Genomic DNA, 26,077 nt, shown 5'->3' with positions numbered 1-26,077 from the left:
AACGAGACGGGCGGCCTGTGGCGACGGGAATCCCGGCGGAACCTCGCCGGCCCTTCCCGGCCCGCCCGGACCGCCCCGGACACGGCAAGGCCTCCGTCCGGATCCGGATCCGGACGGAGGCCTCAGTTGACCACTCGGTCAGACCGCGTCGAACGCACCGCCTCGGGTGCCGCCGACGAAGGCGTGCCAGTCACTCGGTGCGAAAACCAGGGCCGGGCCCGCCTTGTCCTTCGAGTCCCGCACTCCGACCGCCCCCGTCACGTACGCCACCTCCACGCAGTTGTCACAGTTCGGCCCGCTCTTCGAGCTCTTGAACCATGCTGCCTGCGTCAGGTCCACGGGGAACCTTTTGGTCGCCATTTCCACAACGGCTCCTCTGCCAGTTTTGCGATGTGTGCGACGGACTCCTCTGGACGTATGGCCGCAGCGCGGATGTGATCGAAGATGAAGCTGTACTTCTGCAGTTCGTCGCTCTTCTCGAGGAAAAGCCCACCCGTGGCGTTCTCCGCGTACACAACATCCGGATCACCGGGCTCAGGGAAGCTGAGGATCGTGAAGGTGCCGTCCATGCCGGCGTGCGCGCCCACCTCGAAGGGCAGGATCTGCAACGTCACGTTCGGCAACTCGGCCACCTCGACCAACCGCTTGAGTTGGCCACGCATCACCTCGTCCCCGCCTACCGGCCGACGTACCACCGCCTCATCGAGTACCACCCACAGATCGACCGGATCGTCCTGGGTCAATAACGACTGACGGCCCAGACGGACACGCACCCTCTGGTGGACCTGATCGGCGGTGAAGTCCGGCCGAGCCGCGCGGATCATCGCTCCGGCGTACTCCTCGGTCTCCAGAAGGCCCGGCACGACCTGCTGTTCGTACGCCCGGATCGAACTCGCCGCCGCCTCCAGCCCGACGTACGCGCCGACGAGCACCGTGCTGTACGGATGCCACCAGCCCTTCTGTCGGGCCTCGCGCGCGATCTGCACGAGCTCGTCGCTCTCGGCACCGACCACCCCGTAGATCCGCAGCATGTCCCGGACGTCGCGCGGGGTGGCGGTGGTGTGCCCGGTCTCGATCCGGGAGACCTTCGACGCCGAGCACTCCAACTGCTCGGCGACCATCTCGATGGTGATCCCGGCGGACTCACGCTGGCGGCGCAGCTCGGCACCGAGCCGCCGCCTTCTGATTGTGGGACTGCGCCGCTCACTCATCGCGCAACCCGTGAGTCGCTGATCCCCGCCGCTGGTTGCTCGACCCCACCCGGGCTACCTCCGGTCGACGCGCCACTGGCTGACACCCGCCGGGGGCGCGACCGTCGTCCGGCGAGCGTTCGCGACGAAGGGGGTGGTGCCGGTCCTCGGCCGGCCGCGACGGGCGAAACCGGCTCCCAGTGTGCCGTCCGTACGCGGAAGGCTTCAATAGGCCTTTCGCGGGACTCGCTCACGTATCGGCAAAAGTCGACGTGCAACTTGCATGAAGCACGTCCCTCATGCACTCTGTCCGTATGGCACGGGTTACTCAGCGTCTCGGCCCGCTTCCTCGCAGTGGTGACCCCACCGAGGCGAGGAAGCCCGGCACGACGCGGGCCCAGCCGGCACAACCGAGACCTGCTCCGGGGTAATGACCCCGCCGCTGCAAGCCGGCAAGCTGCGGCGGCGGGCGCGGTTCCCGGCAGCATCCGGGTGGTGGTCGGGTGGCGGCACGCCACCAGCGAGGTACGGCCCGACCATCACCATCCGCACCACCGGTTCACGAGGCACGACCCCGTCACCGGCCGAGACGTCCCCCGTTCAGGCACCGCCGGCACAGTCGCCGGCCATCCTCCCCAGGAGCCCATGTGCTTCCCCGCACCGGTGACGTACTGCTCGTGACTCGCGCGGCGAGTGTCCAGTTCCTCAGGCCCATCAAGTTCCGGGTGATCCGGGTGCTGGACTGGCCCACCTACGACGGCTGGCTCTGGCTCGACGGCTACGAGCTGAACGCCGCGGGCGACGCGGTCAACCGACGATCGATCTTCGTCCAGCGCGACGGGCTGGAGCGGCTACAGGCAGCCCCCGAGCCCCGCCCGCACACCGTACGAGCCCGGCGACCGGTCACCCGTACCCCGCTCCGGGTCGGCTGACCGACGCGATCCGCCGCCGGTGGGCGTGCCGTCGCCATAGAATTGGTACGCCCACCCCGGCACCGTTCCACCCGCGCGTCCAGGACCCTGACCCTGGGATGGTCATGGTCAATCAGCCCGCCCTGCGGCGGCACCACCGCTCCCGTATCGCCTATGTCTGTGGACTGCTCGCTCTCCTCGGAGCGATGGTCACCGTCCTGGTCCTCGCCCGCGACCCGGCGATGTCGTCCACCCGCCTGACCACACCGGTGCCCGCACCGGAGATCACCGTGGTCGACGACCACCCGCCGACGGACGACGATCCACCGGCAGCCGAGGAATCCGACTGGCTCAGCGCCGACGCCCGGGGCAACCGTGCCGGCGTCACCGAGCCGACCGGGTCGGTGACCGGCGGTGGTGCCGGCGGCGAGCAGCAGCAGCAGCTCAGCGAAGCGGCTCCGGCCGGGAACACCGCGACGGACACCCGCCGCTCCCTGTTCTGGTCCGGGATCTTCGGCCTCGCCATCTCACTGGCCGGCCTCGGCCTGGTCGGCACCCGCCGGCGATTGTGGTGACCACAGGTCAGGGCGTACCGGTCACCGTCGGGCTCGGCGCCGTCGGGCTCACGTCCGTCGAGGGCCGCGCCTGGGAGATGATCAACAGCACCTCGTCCTCGGTCGACACCGGAGTGCCAGTTCCCGGCTCGGTGCCCACCACGGTCCCGGGCGGCAGCTCCGACGGCCGGTACACCACCTCGTAGGCAAGGCCGAGCCGGCTCAGCAACCCCTCGGCGGTGGCCTGCGGCAGGCCGGCGAGCGGCGGCACCGGCACCTCGACCGGCGCGCTGCTGGGCGGCGGGCTGCTCGGTGCCTCGCTTGTCGGCGCGGCCGAGGTGGGGGGCGCGCTTGTCGGCGCGGCACTTGTGGCACTGGCCGGCGGGACGGACGGGGTGGAGTCTGGATCGTCCCGGTCGTCATCCTGCTTGGCGAGCACCAGCCAGAGCGCCCCGCCGAGCAGGCCGGCGAGCAGCAGCGCGAGAACACCCCACAGGATCGGGAGCCACCATCGGCGAGCGCTCTGCTCCTCGACGTACCACTCTCCGGCTTCGTCCGGCCGGGGCGGCCGGACCTCGGCCCGTCCGGACCACGACGGCACGGCCGACCGCTCGACGGGCAGCCGCGTCGTCTGGTCGGCGGGTGGCCGCGTCGTCTGGTCCGCGGGTGGGGTCGGAGCGGGCGGCGTGGCCGCTGGCGTCGGGGCGGGCGGCGTGCCCGGACGGCCCGGCGGGGTCGCTGCGGGACTGTCGATCGGCATGGTCTGGTCCGGTGACCCGGCGGAACGAGCCGGGCCAGTCCGGTCGATCGGCGCCGTCTCGTCCGGCCCGCTCGTGGGTCTGGTCGGTTGCGGCGGCTCCGCCCGGTCGGCGGCCGGTGGCAGTGGGCGGGTCCGGTCGTCGTGCTCGCCGGCGGGAGGCTCCTGGCGGTCGTCGCTCATCGCACGTCCTTTCCCGAACCGGACGGGCGTCATGGCCCTCGACCGTCAACCTAGTCGCCCAACCGGCCGGCGGTGGGGATCAGCGGGCCGAGCCGCGCCGGTCACGGGCACGTCGCGCCTCCTCGGCCACGACGACGATCGACTCACCAGCCACAGCTCAGGGGGAGGGCTTCACCGTCGGTTGTTCGGGTGCGCCGGCACCACACCAGATGCTGACCTCGTCGTTCCACCGGGCGGAGCCGCCCTCGACCGGCTCCTGCCGGGCGACCTTTCCACTACGGCCGCTTATGTACCGCGGGTACAGACCCTCGTCGATCAATTTGTCGACGGCTTTGGCGCAGTCCTTTCCGACCACGTCCGGCACCTCCGCCGCCGGCGCTGGCCCAGCCACCTGAAGCTCCACAGTCGTACCCCGGGACACCGCGGTTCCCACGGGCGGTGCGGCGCTCTCGACACTGCTACCGGCTCCGCCGCCGAATACCAACCGCCAACCCAGCCGTCGCTCGCGCAACATCTCCCGGGCCTGCACGAAGTCGACGCCGAGGACCGGTGGCACGGTCAGGCCGGTTCCCTTGGTCGCCGCGGCGGAGGTCCGGACGGCCGACGGCGTGGCCCGACCGGTGCTCGGCCGAGCCGCGGTGGCGCGGCTGGTCGGCGGGCCGGTCGTGGTCGCCACGGCCAGCGGATCCCCCTGGGACCCGTCCCCATCGCCGGCCAGCAGCCAGCCGCCGGTCGCGCCGATCGCGGCGAGCAGCACAACGGCCAACCCACCACCCAGCCACATGCTGGCCCGGCTCGCGCCGCCCGCGGCATCCTGCGGGCCCGTGCTCGTGTCCGTCATACCGCCCACCGCCTCATCACCGGCGACCGTACCGTCCGCCGCCCAATCCGCCGCACCGACTGTCGGTCCATACCGGCGGGTCGTTGCGACTCGCCGCGCCGACGACGGGACGTTACGCTGCCCGGCATGGCCAGACAGGGCTGGGGAGTGTCGATCGCGACCGCGATCGGAATCGCTGCCGGCGCGGGCGCCGCGCAACTGGGCTTCGGCTACGGACTCGGCGTCATCACCTGGACGGCCCACCGAAGCGGGCGCCAGCGACACGGCCTGGGCCGATGGCCTCGCCTGGGCCACCTGGCTCGCCGCCAGCTCGACCGTCCTCGGCGCGGTCTGTGCGCAGCGGCTCCAGCAACGTGGCGCGCCGACGACGGCCGAACCGCCGCTGACCGGCCCGACAGCAGCCGAGGTTTCCGACTCGGCGACCGCCATGGATCCACCTGCCGCCGACCGGCCCGGCCCGGAGCCGACGGACGGCCGATCGCCGCAGGTGACCGACGCGGCGTCCGCCGACCGAGACGGCCTGCTGCGGCGGGTGGTCCTGGCGCTCAGCGCCGGGATCGGCGGCCTGGTCACCGTGCTGCTGATCGCCGTGCCGGCGCGGGTCGCGACCGGTGCCGACACCGGGGCGCCGCAACGGACCGCCGCCGTGCAGGCGACGCTGGGCATCCTGATCGGCGTGCTCGTCGCCGGCTGGGCGCTTCGGTCCCGGGCCGCCGCGATCAACGTGACCGCGACCGCCGCCTGGCTCTGGCTGCTCGCGGTGGTCTCGGTGATCGACGGGGTACGCGTCGGACGCGGGCTGACAGGTGCCCAACTCGGCACCTGGCACTTCGATCCGGACCACCCGCGGTACTGGATCTCCGACCAGCTCTACTGGCCCGGCGCGCTGTTGGCACTCGTGCCCGCGCTGCTGATCGGCGTGCTGGCCGCCCGGCGGACGGCCCGGTCGGCCGGGCACCGCGTCGGGGCCGCGGCCTCCGGCGCTGCCGGCCCGGTGCTTGTCGCGCTCGCCTACCTGACCACCCTGCCGCACTGGTCGACGCTGGGCCCCACGCAGCTCTCCACCCAACTGATCGCCCCGTACGCGGTGATCGCGGGGATCGGCGGCTCGATGCTGGCCGCTGTCCTCGCCGATCGTGGCGAGCGGAGTCGGGCTGCCCACCGAAGCGCCTCTGCCGCAGCGCGGAAACCCGAGGCGCACCCGGCAGTTCAGGCCGACTCGACGCAGGTCACCGTCGACGGGCCGACCCCACGGACCGATCCGGCTCCGAACGCCGAGCCCGACTCCGAGCCGTCGACCTCCCGCTCGTCCATCGCCACCCCGGGTCGACGCGGCAGGACCGACGCCGCACCCCGGGCAACCACGACAGGCGCCGCACCGGCTGCGGACGCCACGCCAGGCGCGGACGCCACGCCACGTGCGGACGCCACGCCACGTGCGGACGCCACGCCACGTGCGGACGCCACGCCACGTGCGGACGCCACGCCAGGTGCGGACGCCACGCCGTGGGTGCCCGCACCGAGGGTGCCCGCACCGCGCACCGAACCATCCACCTCCGCCCTCGCAGAGGATCCGACACCAAGCGCCCGCCGCACCCGCGCATCCCGCCGATCCACCCGCCCCACCTCCGACTAACCCCCGGCCCCGCCCCCCGCGCCCCGCCCCGGCCCCCGCCTCGCCCCGCCCTCGGCCCGAGCGCGTCGATCATGAGGTTGTAGCCATCCGGCACGGCGTGTCGCGCCTATAACCTCATGATCGACGCGCTCGGTGACGCGCTCCGGGGTGGGGTTGGGTGGGTGGGGGTGGGTTAGGGGACTGGCCAGGTGTGGACGGGTTCGTTGGCTCGTTGGAGTTCCGCGTAGCGCTGGACCATGTGGTGCAGCGCGGCCGACCGGTCCATGCCGTGCCGCCGCTCCGCCGACCACACCGTCTCGGTCTGCCAGACGGCTCCGTTGCGGCCGGTACGGCAGCGTTGCTCGATGATGCCGAGCAGCCGGTCCCGTTGCGCCGGGGCGACGCCGAAGCCGTCCAGGCCGGCGGCGGCGGTGGGCAGCAGCCGCTCCAGCACCAGCTTGGTCACCGGCACGTCGCCGAGCCCGGGCCAGTGCAGCACGGCGTCGAGGCCGCGTCGGGCGGCGGCTTGGAAGTTCTCCTCGGCGGAGGAGAAGGTGAGTTGGCTCCAGATCGGGCGGTCCTCCTCGGCCAGACCCCGCGCCAGCCCGAAGTAGAAGGCCGCGTTGGCGAGCATGTCCACCACCGTCGGGCCGGCCGGCAGCACCCGGTTCTCCACTCGCAGGTGCGGACGGCCGTCCATGATGTCGTAGACCGGGCGGTTCCACCGGTAGACCGTGCCGTTGTGCAGTCTCAACTCCCCGAGCTGCGGCACACCGCCGGCATGCAGCACCTCCACCGGGTCCTCGTCCTCGCAGATCGGCAGCAGCGGCGGAAAATACCTGACGTTCTCCTCGAAGAGATCGAAGATCGAGGTGATCCACCGTTCGCCGAACCACACCCGGGGGCGTACGCCCTGGGCTTTGAGCTCGTCGGGGCGAGTGTCGGTGGCCTGCTGGAACAGGGCGATCCGGGTCTCGGCCCACAGTTGACGCCCGTACAGGAAGGGGCTGTTCGCCCCGACCGCGACCTGCACCCCGGCGATGGCCTGGGAGGCGTTCCAGTAGTCGGCGAAGCTGTCCGGTGCGACCTGAAGGTGGAACTGGAGGCTTGTGCAGGCAGCCTCGGGGGCGATCGAGTCGGTGTGTGTCCGTAACTGCTCGACGCCACGGATGTCCAGCTCGATGTCCTCGCCGCGGGCGCCGACGATCTGGTCGTTGAGCACCCGATAGCGCTCGTTCGTGGAGAGGTTGTCCTCGACCAGGTGCCCCTCGGTGAGGGTGGGCAGGATCCCGACCAGGACGATCTTCGCGTCGGACTTGGCTGCGCGTTCGTCGGCCCGGGAGAGGCTGCCGCGCAGGTCGTGTTCGTAGTCGGCGAAGCCGGTGCCCTCGATCAGTCGGGGTTCGGCGTTGAGTTCCAGGTTGAACTGTCCCAGCTCGGTCTGGAACAGCGGGTCGGCGATGTCGGCGAGGATCTCCTCGTTGCGCATCGCCGGTTCGGCCACCGAGTCGACCAGGTTGAGCTCGATCTCCAGGCCGGTCATCGGCCGGTCGGCGTCGAACCCGAAGTCGTCCAACATGAGGGCGAAGACGTCCAGGCACCGTCGCACCTTCTGCCGGTAGCGGACGCGCTCATCCCGGGTGAAGGCGCCCTGCGCGACGTCCTTGCCCATGTGTCCTCCCGACAGCCGGCGCGGTCGGGATTCTTCCTCCCGGAAAGCGCATTGTGAACCCTTCACGGTAAGAGCGCCCACCTGACCGGGCCAGAGGCCGACGTCGGTGATCCGACATCGATCGGGGCGGGCGCACTCGTGGCGCCATCTGTACCCCGTTCGACCGAGCGACCGACGCGATGGTGGGCGAGCCGCCCGTGACAAATACCACGAGGTCGGCGTCGGAGGCGGAGACGACACCGGGCCCGCGCCGACGTGCGGCGTGGGCCCGGGGTACGGGTGCTGCGGGGCAGATCAGGCCTGGCGTACGGCCTCGCCCTCGATCTCGATCTTGATCTTGCGGCTGACCAGCACGCCCCCGGTCTCCAGGGCGACGTTCCAGGTCAGGCCGAACTCCTCGCGGTCGATCTCGGTGCTCGCGGAGAAACCGAAGATGTCCTGACCGAACGGGCTGCGGCCGACACCCTCGAACTCCACCTCCAGCTCGACCGGCCGGGTGACGTCCTTGATGCTCAGCTCACCGGTGAGCACGAACTCGCTGCCACGACGGGACTTGACCCCGGTGCTGCGGAACTCGAGCGTCGGGAACTTCTCCGAGTCCAGGAACTCGGGGCTGCGCAGGTGCGCGTCCCGGTCGGTCTGGGTGGTGTCGATGCTGGCCGCCTGGATGGTCGCGACGACCGACGACTGCAGCGGGTCCTCGCCGATGGTGATGGTGGCGGTCGCCTCCTTGAACTCACCGCGCACCTTGCTCACCATCATGTGTCGTGCGACGAAGCCCACCCGCTTGTGCGCCACGTCGAGGGCGTAGGTGCCAGCCGCCGGGATGGTGAGACCGTCCCAATCGCGGGTAACCGCATCGATGCTGCTGGTCATGCTGCTGTCCTCCAGGAGATTGTTTAGTAGCCCAACGACTGCTGTAGCAAATATAGTCGCAACAACATTCCCTCTGTCAAGTACTGGTAGGATTAACGAGTGACCAACGTCTTCGACGATCCCCGGATCACCGCCGTCGGCCTGCTCTTCGAGGCACACGCCGGGCTGTCAGCCCGGTTCAACGCCCAATTCGAGGAGCACGGCCTCTCCGCGGTCGAGTTCGAGGTCATCACCCGACTGGCCCGCTCGCCGGGCAACCAACTACGAATGACCGACCTGGCCGCGCAGACCTCGTTGTCGACAAGCGGCGTGACCCGCGTGGTGGACCGGATGGAACGTGACGGGCTGCTCATCCGCCGGGCCTGCCCGAACGACAGGCGCAGCTCGTACGCCGTGGTCACCGCCGCCGGGATGCAACGTCTGAACGAGACGCTACCCGGGCACCTCCAGATGATCGAGCAGTGGTTCACCGGCCAACTCGACCCGGAGGCGCTGGCAGCCCTGCTCGACGGGCTGCGCCGGGTGCGCGACGCCGCGCATCCCTGCGCCACCGCCGGCAGCGACGACATCAGCCCCGAGCAGGAGGCCGCCGCCACCCGGCCCTGAGCCTCCGGGATCGACGGTTGCCAGCACCGGCAGAAAGACCGGCAGAACTGCGCCAGCCAAGCCGGAGAATTCCACCAAACCCGACGTTCCGCTCTCGTGGGGGTGGCAGGCTTCCCGCACCGGGGATCACCGGGGGGTGACGGCGCGGGCGAACAGCGAGGGGTAGCACCAAGGGGGCTCTTCGTCCGCGCCACTCTCACCACGCCCACGCCCACGCACGGGCACCGGCACCGGCCCTCCTACGGCGCTTCCGGTCCGCTCCGGGCGGCCGTCAGCGCGTAGAGCAGTCCCGATTCCTGCGGCAGCAGTCGAATGCCGCTCTCCTCGCAGACCCGCTCCAGCCGCTCGAGGACCGCCGGGTCCGCGGTGCTCGCGGCCAGCCCGACAAGCGCCTCCACCACGTCTCGGCGCTCCTGACCTCTGGCGTCGGCGGCGGCGGCGAACCACTCGGCGGCCAACTCGCGATCGCCCCGGTGCAGCGCCAGATTTCCCTCGATCAACGCACCGAGCCCCGCCTCCGGCCCGCCGGCCGGCAGCGCCGCGTCCTCCGAGCGTTGGCGCGGTATCACGGCCCGCCGAGCCGGCGCTCGCGGTGATTCGGCCGCCGCCGCCTCAGCGGCCCCCGCACGCAGCTCGGTGAGCACCTCGGTCGCCTCCGCGGCACGCCCGTCCTGGGCGAGCGCCAACCCGATCTTCCCAAGCACCCGGCGGCGTCGCCTCGGATCACCCAGCTCGGACAACGCCGCGAGCGTCCGCCGGCCCTGGTCGACGGCGTCCGCGTACCAGCCCTCCAGGCGGGCGACCTCGGCCCGACTGGCCCAGGCCAGCACCCGAAGGCGCTGCTCTCCGCTCTCGGCGGCGAGCCGGTCCACCGCGGCGAGCCGGCGACGGGCGGCGGCCAGGTCACCGGTCCGGATCTCGTGCCAGGCAAGACTGTTCTGGGCCACCGCCAGATCCCGGGTACGTCCGTTCCGGGCGGCCAACCGCAGCGCCGTCTCGGCCTGCTCTCGAGCCTCGTCCTGCCCACCGACGTCGATCAGCAGGGTGCCGAGGACGTTTCGTGCCTCCAGTTCCCCGGTGACATCGCCGACCTGTTGGAAGATCTCCAACGCCGTACGCGCCGTCGACAGTTCCTCGGCGCCCGCACCGTGCTCGACCGCGAGCCGGGCAATCCCCAGCGCGCCCCAGGCACGCAGGATCGGATCGGCGTCGGCGGTCCGCGGGTCCGCCAGCAGCCGCCGCAACCACTGTCGCCCGGCGACGTCGCGCCCACGGAACCGCCACCAGCGGGTCAGGCACGCGGCCAGCCGCAGCGCGGTGAGCGGGTCGTCGGTGGTCGCGTGGGCCAGCGACGAGCTGATGTCACTGCTCATCTCGTCCAGTCGGTGCACCGCGTCGGGCTGCCGGGGGCCGACCAGATCACCCGCCGTCCGCGCCACCAGGCGCGCGATCACCTCGGCGTGCCGACGCCTGATGCAGGTCAACTCACCCGCCCCGGCCGCCTGCTCGACGGCGTAGTCGCGGACCGCGTCGAGCAGCCGGAACCGGAACTGCCCGGTGCCGCGTACGCTCAGCAGCCCCAGCTCGACGAGCCGGTCCAGCAGCGGAACGGGGTCGATCGCCACCGTGCCGTCCCGGTCGGCCTTGTCGCCGAGCATCTCCTCGGCCAACTCCACCGACCAGCGGTCGCCGAACACGGCGAGCTGCCGCAGCGCTGCCCGCTCGTCGGGTGCCAGCAACCGGTAGCTGGTCGCCACCGCGTCCCGCAGGGTGACCGACACCGCCGCCGAGGCGGGGTCCGACTCGCGGGAAGGACGGGTACGCGCGTCCGGGGGGTCCCAGCCGGGCCGGGCCGCCGGATCGGCGGGAGTGGCGAGGTCGAGCACGCGGTCGCCGTACCTGTCGAGCAGTTCGGTGAGGTCGAGCAGACGGCCCCGGGCGGCCATCAGCTCGATGGCCAGCGGCAGCCCTCCCAGCCTGCGGACCAACGCGACGAGCGCGGGCAGCTCATCGGGGGTGGGCGGCTCCCGGCGGACCTGAGCCAGTCGGGAGGTGAACAACGCGACCGCCGGCCACGATTCGAGCGTGGCCGCTCCCGCGCGTTCGGCGCCCGGTGGCGGCACGTCGAGCGGCGCGACCGGCCAGACCCTCTCGCCGGGCAGTCCGACCGGGTGCCGACCGGTGACCAGCACCCGCAACGAGGGCACGGCACCGAGCAGCCGGTGCAGCGTCGTGGCGGCCGGACCCGGCGCGTGCTCCACCGCGTCCAGCACCAGCAGCGCCGGCCGTCCGGCGAGCCGGGCCACGAGTTCCGGCAGCCGGGCCGCGCTCAGTCCGGCCATCGAGGCGGCGAACACGTCCGGCCCGTCCGCGCCCTCCGCCACAAGCACTCCGGCCACACCGCCCGGGTGGGCGACGGCCACCAGGTGTGCCACCGCCGTCGCCAGCGCGGTCTTGCCGACGCCGGCCAACCCGACGAGGCTCACCAGCCGGGGCCCACGCTTTGCGGTCAGCATCTCGGCCAGCTCGGTGAGGTCGCGTTCCCGGCCGACGAGCGCGACCGGCGGCGGAAGTGTGACCGGCGGGTTGGTGGCCGCCGCGAGCGCTGTCGTCTGGTCACCGATCGCGAGCGCGGGCGGGGTGGTGCCCGGCCGGGGTGAGTCAGCGCCGGAGGGGCCGCGGGCGGCGGCCAGGAACGCCGCCCGGCTGGCGCCGGTCAGCGCCAACGCCGTGGCGAGCAACTCGACGGTGGTGCGTTGCGGCCGGACCGAACGGCCCCGCTCCAGGTCACGCACCGTCCGCACACCCACCCCGGCACGGGACGCCAGCTCGGCCTGGGTCAGGCCGGCGGCACGTCGATGCCCGCGGAGCAGCTCCGGCAGGGAGGTACGACCAGCCGGGCTCCGTGACCGATCATGATCCGGAGTCATGGCCACGAAGAGTACGGATGGACTACGACCGTCGGCAGCCGAACGTCGGGCTACCGACGCCCGTTCGCCGATAATCCGACAGCCCTACGGACAGCCCTGCCGGACCGACCGGAAGGCCCGCCGCGGCGGACCTTCAGAGACCCAGATCGCGAGCGATGATCATGCGTTGCACCTCGCTCGTGCCCTCGCCGATCTCCAGGATCTTGGAGTCCCGCCAGAAGCGGGCCACCGGGTACTCGTTCATGAATCCGTATCCGCCGTGGATCTGGGTGGCCTCCCGGGCGTTGTCCACCGCGATCGTGCTGGCGTGCAGTTTGGCGATGGCGGCCTGGCGCTTGAACGGCTCGCCAGCGAGCATCCGGGCGGCGGCGTCGTAGTAGGCAAGTCGGGCGGTGTGCGCCTTCAGCTCCATGTCGGCGATCTTGAACTGGATGGCCTGGTTGGCGCCGATCGACCGACCGAACGCGTGCCGCTCCTTCGCGTACTTGATCGACTCGTCGACGCAGCCCTGGGCGAGGCCGACCGCCAGGGCGGCGATGGCGATCCGGCCCTCGTCGAGGATCCGCAGGAACTGCGCGAATCCCCGGCCCCGCTCGCCGAGCAGGTTGGCCGCCGGCACCCGGCAGTCGTCGAACGTCAGCTCGTGCGTGTCCGAGGCGGTCCACCCCACCTTGGAGTAGCCGGGCGCCACGGTGAATCCGGGCGTGCCGGTCGGCACGATGATCGTCGACAGCTCCTTGGAGCCGTCCGGGTTCGTGCCGGTCACCGCCGTGACGGTCACCATGGCCGTGATGTCGGTCCCCGAGTTGGTGATGAACGCTTTCGACCCGTTGATCACCCACTCGTCCCCGTCGAGCACCGCCCGCGTCTGGGTGCCAGCGGCGTCCGAGCCGGTGCCCGGTTCGGTGAGACCGAACCCGGCCAGCGCCTCGCCGCTGAGCAACCTGGGCAGCCACGTCGCCTTCTGCTCCGCCGTGCCGAACCGGTAGATCGGCATCGCGCCCAGTGAGACCGCCGCCTCCAGCGTGATGGCCACGCTGGAGTCGACCCGGGCCAACTCCTCCAGGGCCAGGCAGAGCGCGAAGTAGTCGCCGCCCATGCCGCCGTGCTCCTCGTCGAAGGGCAGGCCGAACAGGCCCATCTTGCCCATCTGGCGGATCACCTCGTACGGGAAGGTGTGCTGCTCGTAGTGCTCGGCGATGACCGGGGCGACCACCTGGCGCGCGAAGTCCCGCACGCTCTCCCGCAGCGCCGCTTGATCGTCGGTGAGCCGGAAGTCCATCTCATCCTCCTGTAAGGACGGTCCGTCGGGCGCTCGTGACGCCGGGACGGGTCGCGGTGGGGCCTGGGTCGAGGATCAGACCGGGGTGACGCCGTGCCGACGGCGGGAGAAGTGCCGATCCTTCGTCCGCGCGGCCGCGAAGCGACGGACCAACTCGGTACGCAGGTCGTGCGGTTCGACGATGGCGTCCACGACCAGCTCGCTGGCCAGCCGGACGACGTCGATGTCCTGCTCGTACTCGGCCCGCTTGGCGGCCACGAAGGCGGCCCGTTCGGCCTCGTCCTCGATTGCCGCGATCTTGTTGGCGTAGACCGCGTTCACGGCGGCCTCGGCGCCCATGACCGCGATCTTCGCGCTCGGCAGCGCGATCGTGGCGTCCGGCTCGAACCCGGGGCCGGCCATCGCGTAGAGGCCGGCGCCGTACGCCTTGCGGACCACCACGCAGATCTTCGGCACCGTCGCCTCGGAGATCGCGGTGATCATCTTGGCGCCGTGCCGGATGATGCCCTGCTTCTCCACCACACTGCCGACCATGAAGCCGGGTACGTCGCTGAGGAACAGCAGCGGCACGTTGAACGCGTCGCAGAGCTGCACGAACCGGGTCGCCTTGTCGGCCGAGTCGACGAAGAGCACACCGCCCTTGAACATCGAGTTGTTGCCCAGCACGCCGACGACCTGACCGTCGAGACGACCGAAGCCGATGGTCAGCTCCTTCGCCCAGAGCGCCTGGATCTCGAAGAACGAACCCTCGTCGAGCAGGCCCTTGACGTACCGCCGCATGTCGAACGCCTGCCGTTCGCTCGCCGGCACCAGCGCGGCCAGGTCGGCCTTCGCGGGCGCGGCGACCGCCGGCGCGGCCGGCGGCGCCTGCGTCCAGTTCGCCGGCAGGTACGACAGGTAGGTCTTGACCACGTCCAGCGCGTCGGCCTCGGTCTTGCAGAGGAAGTGCCCCACGCCGGACTCGGCGGTGTGCACCTTGGCCCCGCCCATCGCCTCCAGGGTGGTCTTCTCCCCGGTGACCATCTCGACCATCCGGTCGGAGCCGAGGTACATGCTGGCGTTGCCGTCGACCAGGGCGACCACGTCGCAGAACGCCGGGATGTACGCCCCTCCGGCGGCACTCGGGCCGAACAGCGCGCACACCTGCGGGATCGAGCCGGAGGCGCGGACCTGGTTCCAGAAGATCTTGCCGGCGCCGCGGCGGCCGGGGAAGAGGTCGACCTGGTCGGTGATCCGCGCGCCGGCCGAGTCGACCAGGTAGACCATCGGCACGCCGGCGCCGTACGCGCGCTCGATGATGCGGATGATCTTCTCGACGGTGCGGGCGCCCCAACTGCCGGCCTTGACCGTGGAGTCGTTGGCCATCAGGCAGACCTGCCGACCGTCGATGGTGGCGGTGCCGGTGACCACGCCGTCGGCGGGCAGCCCGTCGGCGAGCGCGTTGGCGTAGAGGCCGTCCTCGACGAACGAGCCCTCGTCGACCAGGAGCGCGACCCGCTCGCGGGCGAAGAGCTTGCCCTTGGCGGCGTTGGCCGCGTGGTACTTGTCCGCGCCGCCGGATCGGGCCCGCTTGCGCAGCTGCTCCAGTGCCTCACCGTCGAGCGTCACGCCGACTCCCTCGCCATCCTGACCTGAACGATCGTTAGGCTAGCGCATCGGCGCGACCACCCGCGACCCATGAGCGAATCAGACCGGCGAGGCCCAACACAAGACATTGAATAACATGAATCCTTATCGCTAGGCTCCTGGCACCCCTCCTCCCGGATTGGAGTCAGCGATGACCTCACGACTCAATCGGCTCGCGGTCGCGTTCCTCGCGACGGCACTCGCAACCGTCGGCGTCACGGTCGCCAACCCCGCACCCGCGTCCGCCGCCATGACCATCTGCTACAACACCAGCCAGGCGGGCAGCTACGCCAGCGTCGCCAACCAGTCCGCCTCGATCTGGAACAACGCCACGTCGAACCTGACGCTCTCCGCGAACTGCGGCTCCAACCTGCGGATCTACCGGATCACCGGCGGCGGTTCCTACGCCGTGCGGACCAGCCTCGGCAACGGCCGGGTCTACATCGACACCCAGCAGGCGGCGCAGTACAGCGTGCTGCGGATCATGACCCACGAGATCGGGCACATCCTCGGCCTGCCGGACAACTACAACGGCAACTGCGCGATCCTGATGTCCGGCGGCAGCGCCGGCACCGGCTGCACCAACCCGTACCCGAGCACCGCCGAGGCGAACCGGGTGAGCAGTCTCTTCGCCGGCACGTTCAGCGCCACCGACCGTAACGCGAACGTCTTCCGGGACAGCTGGCCGAGCGTGGTCGCTCCGGTGAGCTGACCGACTCGGCAGGTGGAAGGGGCCGGCGCCCGCGCCGGCCCCTTCGTCGCGTCCTCAGCTCGGCAGCGGCGTCAGCCGGGTACGCGGACCGGCCCGCAGCACACCGGACGGCAGCTTCTTGCCGAGCAACTCCTCGGCCAACTCCGCCGCCTCGATGAGCGCCGGCAGATCGATGCCGGTGTCGATGCCCATGTCGTGCAGCATGTGCACGGCCTCCTCGGTGGCCAGGTTGCCGCTCGCCCCCGGCGCGTACGGGCAACCGCCCAGACCACCGACGCTGGCGTCGAACTCGGTGACCCCCAGCTCCAGCGCGGTCAACAGGTTGGCCAGCGCCGTACCCCTGGTGTTGTGGAAGTGCAGCAGCACCGGCACGTGCGCGTTGCGGTCGCGTACCGCGGTCAGCAGCTCGCGGACCCGGCGTGGGGTGCCCATTCCGGTGGTGTCGCCGAACGCGACCCGGTCCGCGCCGTCACGGACCACCCGGTCCACGATGCCGGCCACCCGCAGCGGGTCGATGTCCCCCTCGTACGGGCAGCCGAAGCTCGTCGCGACGATCACCTCGACCCGCGCGGAGGCGGCGTGCAGCAGGTCGATCAGCTCGGCGATGTCGTCGAGCGACTCGTCGGTGGACCGGTTGACGTTGCGTCGGTTGTGCGTGTCGCTGGCCGAGACCACCACCTCGATCTCGGTGAAGCCGGCCGCGAGGGCGCGCTGGGCACCCCGGGTGTTCGGCACCAGCGCCGAGTAGCGCACGCCGTCGGCCCGCACCGCCCGCTGCCACACCTCGTCGGCGTCGGCCATCTGCGGAATCGCCCTCGGGTGCACGAACGACACCGCCTCGATCCGGCGCACCCCGGTGCCGGAGAGGGCGTCGAGCAGCCGCACCTTGGCATCGGTCGGGATCGGGTCCTCGTTCTGCAACCCGTCCCGTGGCCCAACCTCACGAATGGAAACGAAACCCGGCAGGTCCGTCACGGGGTCACCTCACTCTTGATCAACGGGGTCGGGGTCAGCGCATGCGGGAGACGATGGCCGTGTCGTAGGCGCCGGAGAGGAACTCCTCGTTGTCGAGCAGCTCGGTGAAGAAGGGGAGGTTGTTCTTCGGGCCGGCGATCTGGAAGGCGGCCACCGCGACCTTCGCGCGTTCCAGCACCTCCGCCCGGGTGGCGCCGGTGATGATCAGCTTGGCCAGCAGGCTGTCGTAGAACGGGGTGACCGTGTTGCCCTCGGTGTAGCCGGAGTCCACCCGGACACCGTCACCCGCCGGCTCCACCCAGGTCCTGATCACACCGGGACCGGGCAGGAAGCGCTTCGGGTCCTCGGCGTTGACCCGCATCTCGATGGCGTGGCCCCGCGAGGTCAACGCGTCCGGGTCGAACGTCGGGGCCAGCCCGGACGCCACCCGCAACTGCTCCTCGACCAGGTCGATGCCGTACACGTACTCGGTCACCGGGTGTTCCACCTGAAGGCGTGTGTTCATCTCCAGGAAGAAGAAGTCGCCGGTGGCCGGGTCGAGCAGGCACTCCACCGTGCCGGCGTTGCGGTAGCCGACCGCCTCACCCGCGCGCACCGCCGCCGCCAGCAGGCGGGACCGCAGCTCCGGCGAGACCGCCGGGGACGGGGACTCCTCGACCAGCTTCTGGTTACGCCGCTGCACCGAGCACTCCCGCTCGCCGAGCGCCACCACCCGACCGTCGGCCAGGCCGAGGATCTGCACCTCGACGTGCCGCACCCGGGGGAAGAACCGCTCGATCAGCACCGAGCCGTCACCGAACATCCGCTCGGCGAACGCGCGCACCTTGTCGTACTCGGTGCGCAGCGCCGCCTCGTCGACGGCCACGCCCATGCCCATGCCGCCGCCACCGGCCGCGGCCTTGACCATCACCGGGTAGCCGATCTCGGCGGCGGCCGTCACCGCCGCGTCCAGGTCGGCGGCCGGGTCGGTGGTGCCGGGCGCGACCGGAACGCCGGCCGCCGCCATCAGGTTCCGAGCGTTGATCTTGTCGCCCATCGCGGTGATCGCGTCCGCGCCGGGCCCGACCCAGATCAGGCCGCTGGCCTCGACGGTACGGGCGAACTCGGCGTTCTCCGACAGGAAGCCGTACCCGGGGTGGATGGCCTGCGCGCCTGTCGACGTGGCGGCGGCGAGGATCGCCTCGGTGTTGCGGTAACTCTGCGCCGGAGCCGGCGGGCCGATCAGGACCGCCTCGTCGGCCTCGGCGACGAACGGCAGGTCGGCGTCGGCCTCCGAGTACACAGCGATCGCGCGGATGCCGAGCCGCTTGGCGGTACGGATGATCCGGCGGGCGATCTCGCCCCGATTGGCGACCAACAGTGACTCGATCATGTTTCCTCCCGGCGTCCGGATGTTGGGACGATGTCAGGGAATCACGACCGGCCGGCTTCTGACGAGTCGACTCAGGCGAGCAGCGCGGCCAGGGCCGCCCCGCGCAACAGCTCGGCGCGACGCCGCCGATCCACCTCACCGCCGAGGAACGGGGTCGAGTTCATCAGACCGAACGCGGCGTGCGCGATCACCCGTGCCTCACCGTCGGGCATGCCCGGGTGCAGTGCGGTGAGCACCGTCACCCACTCCTCGACGTAGAGCCGTTGCAGCCGGCGGATGCGCCGCCGCGGCTCCTCCGGCAGGCGGTCCAGCTCGTGCAGGTGCAGCGCGATCACCGCCGGGTTGGCCAGCGCGAACTCGACATGGAAGTCGATAAGGGACTCCAGCACCTCGCGGGGATCGTCCGGGTGCCCGACCGCGCGTTCCCGACCGCCGGCCAGCAGACCCTCACTCACCGGGATGAGCGCGGCAGCCAGCATCGCCTCCTTGCCGGCAAAGTGGTGGTAGAGCGCCGGACCGGTGACCCCAGCGGCCGCGCCGATGTCGTCCATCGACACACCGTGGTAGCCGCGGGCGGCGAACAGACCAACCGCGATCTCCAGAATCTCGTCCTTGCGGGACCTGCGCCGGCCCGTACCCGCCGCACCCCGTGCCTGCTGCTCCACCGTCACCGGGCAAGCCTAGACCGCGAACTGCCTGCGATGGAGGACAGCGGCTTGACCCTCGACCCGGTCGAACCCGCACGGTCACCGGATGACCTCCCCTCCGCTCGGCCGAGATTTCCGGCTGCTCTGGTCCGCCGCCGTCTCGTCGAGGCTCGGGGACGCGCTGCGTACGCCGGCGCTGGCCCTGCTGGCCGCGACGGTGACCCGCGACCCCCGGATCATCGCGGCGGTCGTCGTGGCTGGTCAGCTCCCGCCACTGCTCTTCGGCCTGCTCGGCGGCGTGTACGCGGACCGCTGGGACCGACGTCGGACGATGTCCCTGGTCGACGGCGTACGCGCCACCGTGGTGGCGGCGCTGGCCGTCGCGGTCGCCCTCGACCGGATCGGTGTCGCGGTGCTGCTGCTGGCCGCGTTCCTCCTCGCCGCGTTGGGCACGCTCTTCGACTCGGCGTCGTTCGCCCTGCTTCCGGCGCTGGTGCCCCCGGACGCGCTGCCCCGGGCGAACGGTCGACTGCAGGCGGGGGCCGCGGTGGCCGGCGGCTTCCTCGGCGCACCCGCCGCCGGTCTCCTCTTCGCCGTCGCCCCGGCCCTGCCGTTCGCTCTCGACGCCGTCACCTTCGCCGCCGCCGCCCTGCTCGTGCTGGCCCTGGCACCGGTTGCGACTCCGGCCCCGGTCGCGCACGGACGACGCGGGTCGGTGTGGAGCGAGATCGCCGAGGGGGTGCGGTGGCTACGCGGCCACCGGACACTGTGGCGGGTCACCCTGCTCGCCGCCGCCAGCAACCTGGCGATCAGCGGAATCATGGCGGTGCAGGTGCTCTACGCGCTCGACGTGCTGCGGGTGCCGCCCGCGGGGTACGGGCTGTTCGCCGCGGCCGCCATCGTCGGCGGTGTGGCGGGGGCGCTCGGTGCCGGCCGGCTCGCCGCCCGGGTCGGCACGCTGCCGGCGCTTCGCGCCGTGCTCGCCGTGGAGACCGTGGCACTGACCGGGTTCGCGCTCGCTCGCGATCCGGTGCCGGGTGGCCTCGCGTTGGCCGTCTTCGCCGCCGGGACCGTGGTGTGGAACAGCCTGTGCGCGTCGTACGGGCAGCGGCACGTGCCGGCCGGGCTGCTCGGCCGGGTCGGTGCGGCGCAGCGGATGGTGGGTCTGCTCACCGCACCGGTCGGGGCGGTGCTCGCCGGCCTGGCCGCCGCGGCGTACGGCACGGTGCCGGTGGCGGGCGCGGCGGCAGGCACGTTCGCGCTTGTCACAGTGGCCGCGTGGCGGACACTGCGGCCGGCCGCGACCGGCGTGCCGAACCAGAGCGTGGTTGCCTAGCCTGACGCCGGCTGCCGGTGGGACAACCCGGACAGGCGTAGCGCGACCTTCCGGCGGGCCGGCGGCAGTGCGCCGAGCAGCCGGATCAGCACGTCCCGGGCGGGTCGGTGGGCCGGGGGGACGGTCGCCAGCCGGGTCAGCCCGGCGGCGAAACTCAGCACGTCCTCGGCCATCGGCCGCTGCCCGTCGCTGTAGTCGTCGAGCAGCGACTCCGGGCCTCCGTCGAGCACGTCCGCCACGGCGGTGCCGAGGGCGACCGCGTCGCAGATGCCGAGGTTCATGCCCTGACCGCCGGCCGGGCTGTGTACGTGCCCGGCGTCCCCGGCCAGCAGCACCGACCCGGCTCGGAAGGTGTCGGCGATCAGATGGTGCACCCGGAACCGGGAGCCCCAGAGGACCTCGGTCACCCGGTCGGGTCGTCGCGCCGGACCGCGCTCGTCGAGCAGCGCCTGGAGGTACGCCGCAGCCGGATCCGGCGGAGCGCTCGCCACCGCGGCCACCAGCCGGACCACCCCGCCCGGCAGCGGGGCCCAGATCAGCGGACCGGACCGGGCGAGGAAGAGCGCCACCTCGTCGCCGGGCAGGGCGCTGTCCACCCGTACGTCGGCGAGCACGAAGGACTCCTCGTCGCGGGGGCCGGTGAAGCCGATGCCGGCTGCCTGCCGGACGGTGCTGTGCAGGCCGTCGGCACCGACCACGTACCGGGCGCGCAGCTCTGCCCCGTCGACCCGCGCGAGCACGCCGCCGCCGGTCGTACTCAGGCCGGTCAGCCGGGACGGCCGTCGGACCCGGACGCCGTGGGCTGCCAACTGTGCGGTGAGGACCGCCTCGGTGACCGACTGCGAGATCAGCAGCGCGTAGGGGAAGCGGGACGGCAACTCGTGGAACGGCACCGTCAGCAACACCCGGTCCCGGTCGCGCACGGTGAAGCGCGGCGACCGCATCCCCTGGGCGACGAGCGGCGCCGCCGCGCCGATCCGGTCCAGCACCTCCAGGGTGTACGCGTGCACGACCGCCGCGCGGGAGGTCGTCGGCGGCGCGGCCAGTTGGTCCAGCACGGTCACCTCGATCCCGCGTCGGGCGAGCGTCAGCGCGGTGGCGAGACCGGTGGGGCCGGCGCCCACCACCAGCACGTCGGTGCTCACGGGCAGCATGGCCACCTCCGGAGAAGCCATTGCCAACACTTGTTGGCAAACACGTGTTGGCAACGCTAGGGCGCTGCCGATTGTGTGTCAACAGTTGTTGGCATACGGTCGTCGCCATGACCGCGTCCGCCCAACCGACCCACAGCCGTCGCTCCGACGCCACCCGGGCGGCGATCCTGCGAGCGGCCCGGGAACGCTTCGCGGCGGACGGTTACGAGCGCGCCACGATTCGGGCCATCGCCGCCGACGCCCAGATCGACCCGTCGATGGTGATGCGCTACTACGGCAGCAAGGAGGGGCTCTTCGCGGCGGCCGCCGAGTTCGACCTCCGCCTGCCCGATCTGGCCCCGGTGCCGCCCGCCCACCTCGGCGAGGTGCTGATCCGGCACTTCCTCACCCGATGGGAGGGCGACGAGACGCTCGTGGCGCTGCTCCGGGCGGCCAGCACCAATCCGGGCGCCGCGGAGCGCATGCGCGGCATCTTCGCCGACCAGCTCACCGCCGCCGTGGCCACGTTCGGCACCGACCCGGCGACGACAGCCCGCCGTGCCGGTCTGGTGGCCAGTCAGATCCTCGGTCTGGCCTTCACCCGATACATCGTCCGCCTGCCACCGGTTGTGGATCTGCCAGCCGAGGAGCTGGTCGCCTGGATCGCGCCGACCCTGCAGCGCTACCTGACCGGGAATCCGGAAAACTGACCCAACCTTTTACCCCTCGCCGTGCGTCTGGCAGGTGACGCGTAACGCGGCGGCCGGGAGGGGGCGGATGGCACCGACGGGACACGACGGCCGGGACGGCTACCTCGCCTTCGTGGAGAACCACCAACACCGGCTGCTCCGTGCGGCCTATCTGATCTGCGGCAACCAGCACCAGGCCGAGGATCTGCTCCAGGACGCCCTGCTCAAGCTGGCGCTGCGCTGGGCGTCGGTCCGCGACGGCGACCCCTCCGCGTACGTGCGGGCCATCCTCTACCGGGACGCGGTGTCGTGGTGGCGACGGCGACGGCGGGAGTGGCTGAGCGCCACACCACCGGACCGGGCGACCCACGACCGGGACGGCGCGCTGCGGCTGACCATGCACGACGCACTGAGCCTGCTGCCGCCCCGGCAGCGGGCCGTCCTGGTGTTGCGCTACTACGAAGACCTGACCGAGGTCGCCACCGCCGAGGCGCTCGGGGTGACCGTCGGCACCGTGAAGAGCCAGTGTCACGCGGCGCTACGCCGCCTCCGCGAGGTCGCCCCTGACCTCGCCCGGGACGCCCGGCCACGGCAGGGCTCGGCCGATCTGGCCGCCGGCATGGAGGTGAACCCGTGAACGAGCAGGACCTGCGCCGGTTGCTGACCATCACCGTCGAGGACGTGCTGCCCAGCCAGCCGGCAGTGGCCAGTTGGGACCGGGCCCTGCGCAAGCGGCGTACCCGACGGGTCGTCGTCGTGGTCGCCCTGGCCGTGACACTCGTCGGCGGTGGCACGGTGGCGGTCCTGCGGCCAACCGACCCACCACCGAACCACTCGGTGGCGCCGACTCCGACCGCCGTCCCCACGCACGCCGATCCCGTGCAGCACCCGCCCGCCGAGCTGGCCTTCCCACCCGATCCGCTGGCCCGGCTCGGCGGCCCGGCGACCGTGCCGCTCTCCGAGCGACCGGTCCAGCGGGCGCTGGCGCTGTTCCAGCCGACGGACGAGGAAAATCGCGCGGACGGCCCGGTGCGGGTGCTCGGCAACGACGGCGTGGTACGCAGCCTCGACGTGGTGACGCTGCAACCCACCCGGGATGCGGGCTACAACGAGGCACTCGCCGTGAAGCCGGGCGTGCTGTCGCCGGACGGCAAGTCGGCGGCGTTCGCGCAGACCAAGGAACTGGTCGTCGTCGACCTCACCACCGCGCAGGTGCGCCGGATTCCCCTCGACGGCTATCTGGAGCTGGTCATCTGGGCGAACGACCGGGTGCTGGTCGGGGGCGACGACCGGACGTACGCGGTGGACCGGGTCACCTGGGCGGCGAGCAGGATCGACGTGTCGACCTGGGTCTTGGCCGCACCCGACCCGGAGGCCGGCCGCGAGGCGCCGCTCGTCGAGTTGATCGGCGAACGGGATGGCCTGACACTGCGCAGCCGCACCGCCCGCGAGGCAACCGTCCGTTCCGAACAGCGGATCACCGGCGACGGACTGCCCTCGCCGTATGCGATCAACGAGTTCTACGGCCAGGGCTGGCTGCACGGCGGGCGGCTGGCCAGCGCCGCGTGGATCACCAGCGACGAGATCGACGGCGCCGAGGGGGCGGCGGTGCTGGACGCGCGGACCGGTGCCGTGTCCCACCTGCTCGACCTGGGCCGGGAGCGCGGTAAGGGCTGCTGCGAGGTGCTCGGCTGGGACAACATGGGTGCGGTGCTGCTCCGGTTGGAACCGGCCGCGCTGGCCCGCTGGAACCCGGAGACCGGTGAGGTCACCGGCATCATCCGCGACCTGCGTGGCGTGATCGCAGTCGCCGGTTGAACGACCGTCCCCGCGCGAAAGGGCATCGCGCGGGGACGGTCCACACCACCGGCCGCTCCGGCGGCCGACAGGTCGGCGTCGCTCAGGCGGCGAGGCCACCGGGCTGGTCGCCCTTGACGACGGGCGCCCGGACCAGGTTGCCCCACTCGGTCCACGAGCCGTCGTAGTTGCGCACCTGCGGGTAGCCCAGCAGGTGCCGCAGCACGAACCAGGTGTGGCTGGACCGCTCGCCGATCCGGCAGTACGCGATCACGTCGTCGTCCGGGCTCAGCCCGAGCTGGTCGGCGTAGATCGCCTTCAGCTCGTCGGCGGACTTGAACGTCCCGTCCTCGTTGGCGGCCGACTTCCACGGCTTGCTGACCGCGCCCGGGATGTGACCGCCGCGCAGCGCGCCCTCCTGCGGGTAGTCCGGCATGTGCAGCGTCTCGCCCGTGTACTCACCCGGCGACCGGACGTCGACGAGCGGCCGACCGGCGGCGATGTGCGCCATGACCTGCTCACGGTAGGCCCGCAGCGGCGCGTCGTCGCGCAGCGGCACCGGGTAGTCGGCGCAGGGACGAGCCGGCTTGTCGCGGGTCACCTCGCGCCCCTCGGCGATCCACTTCTGCCGGCCGCCGTCGAGCAGCCGCACGTCGGCGTGGCCGAAGAGCGAGAAAACCCAGAGGGCGTACGCGGCCCACCAGTTGAAGTTGTCGCCGTAGAAGACGACCGTGTCACCCCGGCCGATGCCCTTCGCGGCGCACAACTCGGCGAAACGCTCGGCATCCAGATAGTCGCGGGTCACCTGGTCGTTCAGGTCCAGGTGCCAGTCGACCTTGACGGCACCGGGAATGTGACCCGATTCGTAGAGCAGCACGTCCTCGTCGGACTCGACAACCACGAGGCCCTCGTCGCCCAGGTGCTCGGCCAGCCACTCGGTGGTGACCAGCCGTTGCGGATCCGCGTACGACTGAAGGCGGGGATCAGGATCGTTCGGCACAGACATGATCCCCAAACTACGCCGTCACCCGGGCCGGTGAACGGCCATCGGGGTGCGACGCAGCGCACGCGAGACGCCCTCAGGCGCGGCGGTGCGCGATCCGGCCGGCGACCACGGTGACCAGGCAGACACCGTCGGGGTCATGAACCGCGAGGTCGGCGCGCTCGCCCAGCCGCAGCGTCGGCGACACGGCGGCGGGCAGCACCAGCAGATCTCCCCGGTCGACGGCGGCCCGCACCCCCGGGTCGGTCAGGTGCTCCGCCAGCACCGCCGTCACCCCGTTGCACAGCAGGGCATGCACCCGCTCGCGCGGGGTGGGCGCCGTCGGCAACGGACCGTCGTGCAGCAGGCCCGGCCCCAGCGTGCCGGGCCACGCGCGAACCCGCACACCCGCGTACGCCGCGCTCAGCTCGGCCAGCGGGCCGACGGCCTCGATGCGATCACCGCTGATCAGCACGGCGTGCTCCGACACCGGCTCACCGCCAGGGGTGCGCCGCAGCAGTGGCGCGGTGTGCAGCGTACGCACGTTCAGTCGACGATCGGCCCGAGCGACGGGCGCTTCGCCGTCAGCCTGTCACCTGACGACCGGCCGGTCAGCCGTCGCTTCAGCCAGGGCGCGAGGTGCTGACCGGCCCACCGCACGTCGGCGGCACGGGCAGCCAACCACGGCGACGGCGCCGGGTGCGGCGGGACCAGCAGCCACTCCTCGTCGCAGTCGACCCCGAGCGCGTTCAACACCTGCCCCGCGACGCGCCGGTGGCCGGCCAGGGAGAGGTGCAACCGGTCGGTGCTCCACAGCATCGGGTTGAGGAAGGTGTCGTCGGCGTACAGGTCGACCATGATGGCGCCGTGCCGCTCGGCGGTCTCGCCGACGGCCTGGTTGAGCAACTGCACCCGGGGGGCGACGAGGCGCTGGCCGGGCAGCCGGGCCATCACGTCGGCGAACCGGAAGAGCAGCACGTCCGCGCCGCCCGAACGCAACTGCCGGACCACCTCGTCGAAGCGGGACACCAGCGCGTCCGGGTCGAAGGTGCGGCGCAGCACGTCGTTGCCGCCGGCCGCGAAGCTGATCAGATCCGGCTTCATGGCCACCGCCGACGGCACCTGCTCGGCCACCACGCTGGGGAAGAGCCGACCCCGGATGGCCAGGTTCGCGTACCGGAAGTCGGGTCCCGCCTCGGCGGCGAGCCGGGTCGCCACCAGGTCCGCCCAGCCCCGGTAGGTGCCGTCCGGGTACGCGTCATCCATGCCTTCGGTGAAACTGTCCCCGACCGCGACAAAACTGCGCCAGCGCACCCGCGCCCCCTCACACCGCTCGTTGCCTGCGGCGACCAGTCTTTCACCGGAGGCGCGGCGGGCAGTGCCCCGATCGG

General features: G+C 71.9%; 25 protein-coding genes. 9 read left to right on the top strand and 16 right to left on the bottom strand.

The features are described 5' to 3' along the window. Positions 1–138 precede the first annotated feature (138 nt). Positions 139–360 (bottom strand): DUF397 domain-containing protein, encoded by a 222-nt coding sequence (locus ACGFH8_RS08135; RefSeq protein WP_393365162.1) that lies wholly within the window; start codon positions 358–360, stop codon positions 139–141. Further along, complete coding sequence (locus tag ACGFH8_RS08130) at positions 330–1,211, bottom strand: helix-turn-helix transcriptional regulator (protein WP_357243174.1); 882 nt, start codon at positions 1,209–1,211, stop codon at positions 330–332. The genes ACGFH8_RS08135 and ACGFH8_RS08130 overlap by 31 nt, the downstream gene beginning before the upstream one ends. Before the next feature lie 626 nt (positions 1,212–1,837). On the opposite strand from ACGFH8_RS08130, the gene ACGFH8_RS08125 reads away from it, so the two are divergent. Both ACGFH8_RS08125 and ACGFH8_RS08120 read left to right on the top strand, forming a co-directional pair. Continuing rightward, positions 1,838–2,122, top strand: a complete 285-nt coding sequence (locus tag ACGFH8_RS08125; RefSeq protein WP_393365161.1) for a hypothetical protein — start codon at positions 1,838–1,840, stop codon at positions 2,120–2,122. A gap of 98 nt (positions 2,123–2,220) precedes the next feature. After that, positions 2,221–2,676 carry a hypothetical protein gene (locus ACGFH8_RS08120; protein WP_393365159.1) on the top strand — a complete coding sequence of 152 codons (456 nt, stop codon included), beginning with the start codon at positions 2,221–2,223 and terminating at the stop codon, positions 2,674–2,676. Positions 2,677–2,683: 7 nt separating this feature from the next. Here the strand turns inward: ACGFH8_RS08120 and ACGFH8_RS08115 are convergent, their stop codons facing one another. Together ACGFH8_RS08115 and ACGFH8_RS08110 are read right to left on the bottom strand one after the other, a co-directional pair. Continuing rightward, positions 2,684–3,595 carry a PASTA domain-containing protein gene (locus ACGFH8_RS08115; RefSeq protein ID WP_393365157.1) on the bottom strand — a complete coding sequence of 304 codons (912 nt, stop codon included), beginning with the start codon at positions 3,593–3,595 and terminating at the stop codon, positions 2,684–2,686. 157 nt (positions 3,596–3,752) lie between these two features. Next, positions 3,753–4,436 (bottom strand): PASTA domain-containing protein, encoded by a 684-nt coding sequence (locus ACGFH8_RS08110; protein ID WP_393365155.1) that lies wholly within the window; start codon positions 4,434–4,436, stop codon positions 3,753–3,755. Between the two features lie 427 nt (positions 4,437–4,863). On the opposite strand from ACGFH8_RS08110, the gene ACGFH8_RS08105 reads away from it, so the two are divergent. Further along, positions 4,864–6,072, top strand: coding sequence for a hypothetical protein (locus ACGFH8_RS08105; protein ID WP_393365154.1), 1,209 nt, complete (start codon positions 4,864–4,866; stop codon positions 6,070–6,072). A gap of 172 nt (positions 6,073–6,244) precedes the next feature. On the opposite strand, the gene ACGFH8_RS08100 is transcribed toward ACGFH8_RS08105, so the two are convergent. Then, positions 6,245–7,723: a glutamate--cysteine ligase gene (locus ACGFH8_RS08100; protein WP_393365152.1), complete on the bottom strand. Its 1,479-nt coding sequence runs from the start codon at positions 7,721–7,723 to the stop codon at positions 6,245–6,247. Positions 7,724–8,017: 294 nt separating this feature from the next. Then, positions 8,018–8,599, bottom strand: a complete 582-nt coding sequence (locus tag ACGFH8_RS08095; RefSeq protein WP_393365150.1) for a YceI family protein — start codon at positions 8,597–8,599, stop codon at positions 8,018–8,020. Positions 8,600–8,698: 99 nt separating this feature from the next. On the opposite strand from ACGFH8_RS08095, the gene ACGFH8_RS08090 reads away from it, so the two are divergent. Next, entirely contained in the window at positions 8,699–9,205 is a 507-nt protein-coding gene (locus ACGFH8_RS08090) for a MarR family winged helix-turn-helix transcriptional regulator (protein WP_393365148.1), read from the top strand. A gap of 239 nt (positions 9,206–9,444) precedes the next feature. Here the strand turns inward: ACGFH8_RS08090 and ACGFH8_RS08085 are convergent, their stop codons facing one another. The 3 genes from ACGFH8_RS08085 to ACGFH8_RS08075 all read right to left on the bottom strand — a co-directional run bounded on the left by ACGFH8_RS08085 (position 9,445) and on the right by ACGFH8_RS08075 (position 15,025). After that, on the bottom strand, positions 9,445–12,135 hold the full coding sequence (locus tag ACGFH8_RS08085) for an ATP-binding protein (protein WP_393365146.1): 2,691 nt from the start codon (positions 12,133–12,135) through the stop codon (positions 9,445–9,447). Positions 12,136–12,268: 133 nt separating this feature from the next. Beyond that, positions 12,269–13,417 carry an acyl-CoA dehydrogenase family protein gene (locus ACGFH8_RS08080; RefSeq protein ID WP_393365144.1) on the bottom strand — a complete coding sequence of 383 codons (1,149 nt, stop codon included), beginning with the start codon at positions 13,415–13,417 and terminating at the stop codon, positions 12,269–12,271. A 75-nt stretch (positions 13,418–13,492) separates the two neighbouring features. Next, positions 13,493–15,025 carry an acyl-CoA carboxylase subunit beta gene (locus tag ACGFH8_RS08075; protein ID WP_393365143.1) on the bottom strand — a complete coding sequence of 511 codons (1,533 nt, stop codon included), beginning with the start codon at positions 15,023–15,025 and terminating at the stop codon, positions 13,493–13,495. Positions 15,026–15,194: 169 nt separating this feature from the next. Between ACGFH8_RS08075 and ACGFH8_RS08070 the strand changes: the two genes are divergently transcribed. Continuing rightward, positions 15,195–15,755, top strand: coding sequence for a snapalysin family zinc-dependent metalloprotease (locus ACGFH8_RS08070; RefSeq protein ID WP_393365141.1), 561 nt, complete (start codon positions 15,195–15,197; stop codon positions 15,753–15,755). A 54-nt stretch (positions 15,756–15,809) separates the two neighbouring features. On the opposite strand, the gene ACGFH8_RS08065 is transcribed toward ACGFH8_RS08070, so the two are convergent. The 3 genes from ACGFH8_RS08065 to ACGFH8_RS08055 all read right to left on the bottom strand — a co-directional run bounded on the left by ACGFH8_RS08065 (position 15,810) and on the right by ACGFH8_RS08055 (position 18,773). Next, entirely contained in the window at positions 15,810–16,721 is a 912-nt protein-coding gene (locus ACGFH8_RS08065; protein WP_393367016.1) for a hydroxymethylglutaryl-CoA lyase, read from the bottom strand. Positions 16,722–16,764: 43 nt separating this feature from the next. Next, positions 16,765–18,102 carry an acetyl/propionyl/methylcrotonyl-CoA carboxylase subunit alpha gene (locus tag ACGFH8_RS08060; protein WP_393365140.1) on the bottom strand — a complete coding sequence of 446 codons (1,338 nt, stop codon included), beginning with the start codon at positions 18,100–18,102 and terminating at the stop codon, positions 16,765–16,767. A gap of 71 nt (positions 18,103–18,173) precedes the next feature. Next, positions 18,174–18,773: a TetR/AcrR family transcriptional regulator gene (locus ACGFH8_RS08055; protein ID WP_393365138.1), complete on the bottom strand. Its 600-nt coding sequence runs from the start codon at positions 18,771–18,773 to the stop codon at positions 18,174–18,176. An 82-nt stretch (positions 18,774–18,855) separates the two neighbouring features. Between ACGFH8_RS08055 and ACGFH8_RS08050 the strand changes: the two genes are divergently transcribed. After that, a complete protein-coding gene (locus ACGFH8_RS08050; RefSeq protein WP_393365137.1) occupies positions 18,856–20,085 on the top strand; it encodes an MFS transporter in 1,230 nt (409 codons plus the stop codon). On the opposite strand, the gene ACGFH8_RS08045 is transcribed toward ACGFH8_RS08050, so the two are convergent. Beyond that, positions 20,082–21,260: an FAD-dependent oxidoreductase gene (locus ACGFH8_RS08045; RefSeq protein ID WP_393365135.1), complete on the bottom strand. Its 1,179-nt coding sequence runs from the start codon at positions 21,258–21,260 to the stop codon at positions 20,082–20,084. The two genes, ACGFH8_RS08050 and ACGFH8_RS08045, sit on opposite strands and share 4 nt — an antisense overlap. Before the next feature lie 86 nt (positions 21,261–21,346). Between ACGFH8_RS08045 and ACGFH8_RS08040 the strand changes: the two genes are divergently transcribed. The 3 genes from ACGFH8_RS08040 to ACGFH8_RS08030 all read left to right on the top strand — a co-directional run bounded on the left by ACGFH8_RS08040 (position 21,347) and on the right by ACGFH8_RS08030 (position 23,725). After that, positions 21,347–21,928 (top strand): TetR family transcriptional regulator, encoded by a 582-nt coding sequence (locus tag ACGFH8_RS08040; protein WP_393365133.1) that lies wholly within the window; start codon positions 21,347–21,349, stop codon positions 21,926–21,928. Positions 21,929–21,995: 67 nt separating this feature from the next. Then, positions 21,996–22,544: a SigE family RNA polymerase sigma factor gene (locus ACGFH8_RS08035; RefSeq protein WP_393365131.1), complete on the top strand. Its 549-nt coding sequence runs from the start codon at positions 21,996–21,998 to the stop codon at positions 22,542–22,544. After that, the gene (locus ACGFH8_RS08030; protein ID WP_393365130.1) at positions 22,541–23,725 is read left to right on the top strand and encodes a hypothetical protein; all 1,185 of its coding nucleotides are present in this window, start codon (positions 22,541–22,543) and stop codon (positions 23,723–23,725) included. The genes ACGFH8_RS08035 and ACGFH8_RS08030 overlap by 4 nt, the downstream gene beginning before the upstream one ends. A gap of 82 nt (positions 23,726–23,807) precedes the next feature. On the opposite strand, the gene ACGFH8_RS08025 is transcribed toward ACGFH8_RS08030, so the two are convergent. The 3 genes from ACGFH8_RS08025 to ACGFH8_RS08015 form a co-directional block, all read right to left on the bottom strand. Further along, positions 23,808–24,710, bottom strand: coding sequence for a sulfurtransferase (locus tag ACGFH8_RS08025; protein WP_393365129.1), 903 nt, complete (start codon positions 24,708–24,710; stop codon positions 23,808–23,810). A gap of 73 nt (positions 24,711–24,783) precedes the next feature. After that, the gene (locus tag ACGFH8_RS08020) at positions 24,784–25,230 is read right to left on the bottom strand and encodes a hypothetical protein (RefSeq protein WP_393365127.1); all 447 of its coding nucleotides are present in this window, start codon (positions 25,228–25,230) and stop codon (positions 24,784–24,786) included. A gap of 2 nt (positions 25,231–25,232) precedes the next feature. Further along, positions 25,233–26,000: an SGNH/GDSL hydrolase family protein gene (locus tag ACGFH8_RS08015; protein WP_393365125.1), complete on the bottom strand. Its 768-nt coding sequence runs from the start codon at positions 25,998–26,000 to the stop codon at positions 25,233–25,235. Positions 26,001–26,077 lie beyond the last annotated feature (77 nt).

Source organism: Micromonospora sp. NPDC049175 (assembly GCF_043197345.1).
GTDB lineage: Bacteria > Actinomycetota > Actinomycetes > Mycobacteriales > Micromonosporaceae > Micromonospora.
This window is presented reverse-complemented; position numbering and strand designations above follow the sequence as displayed.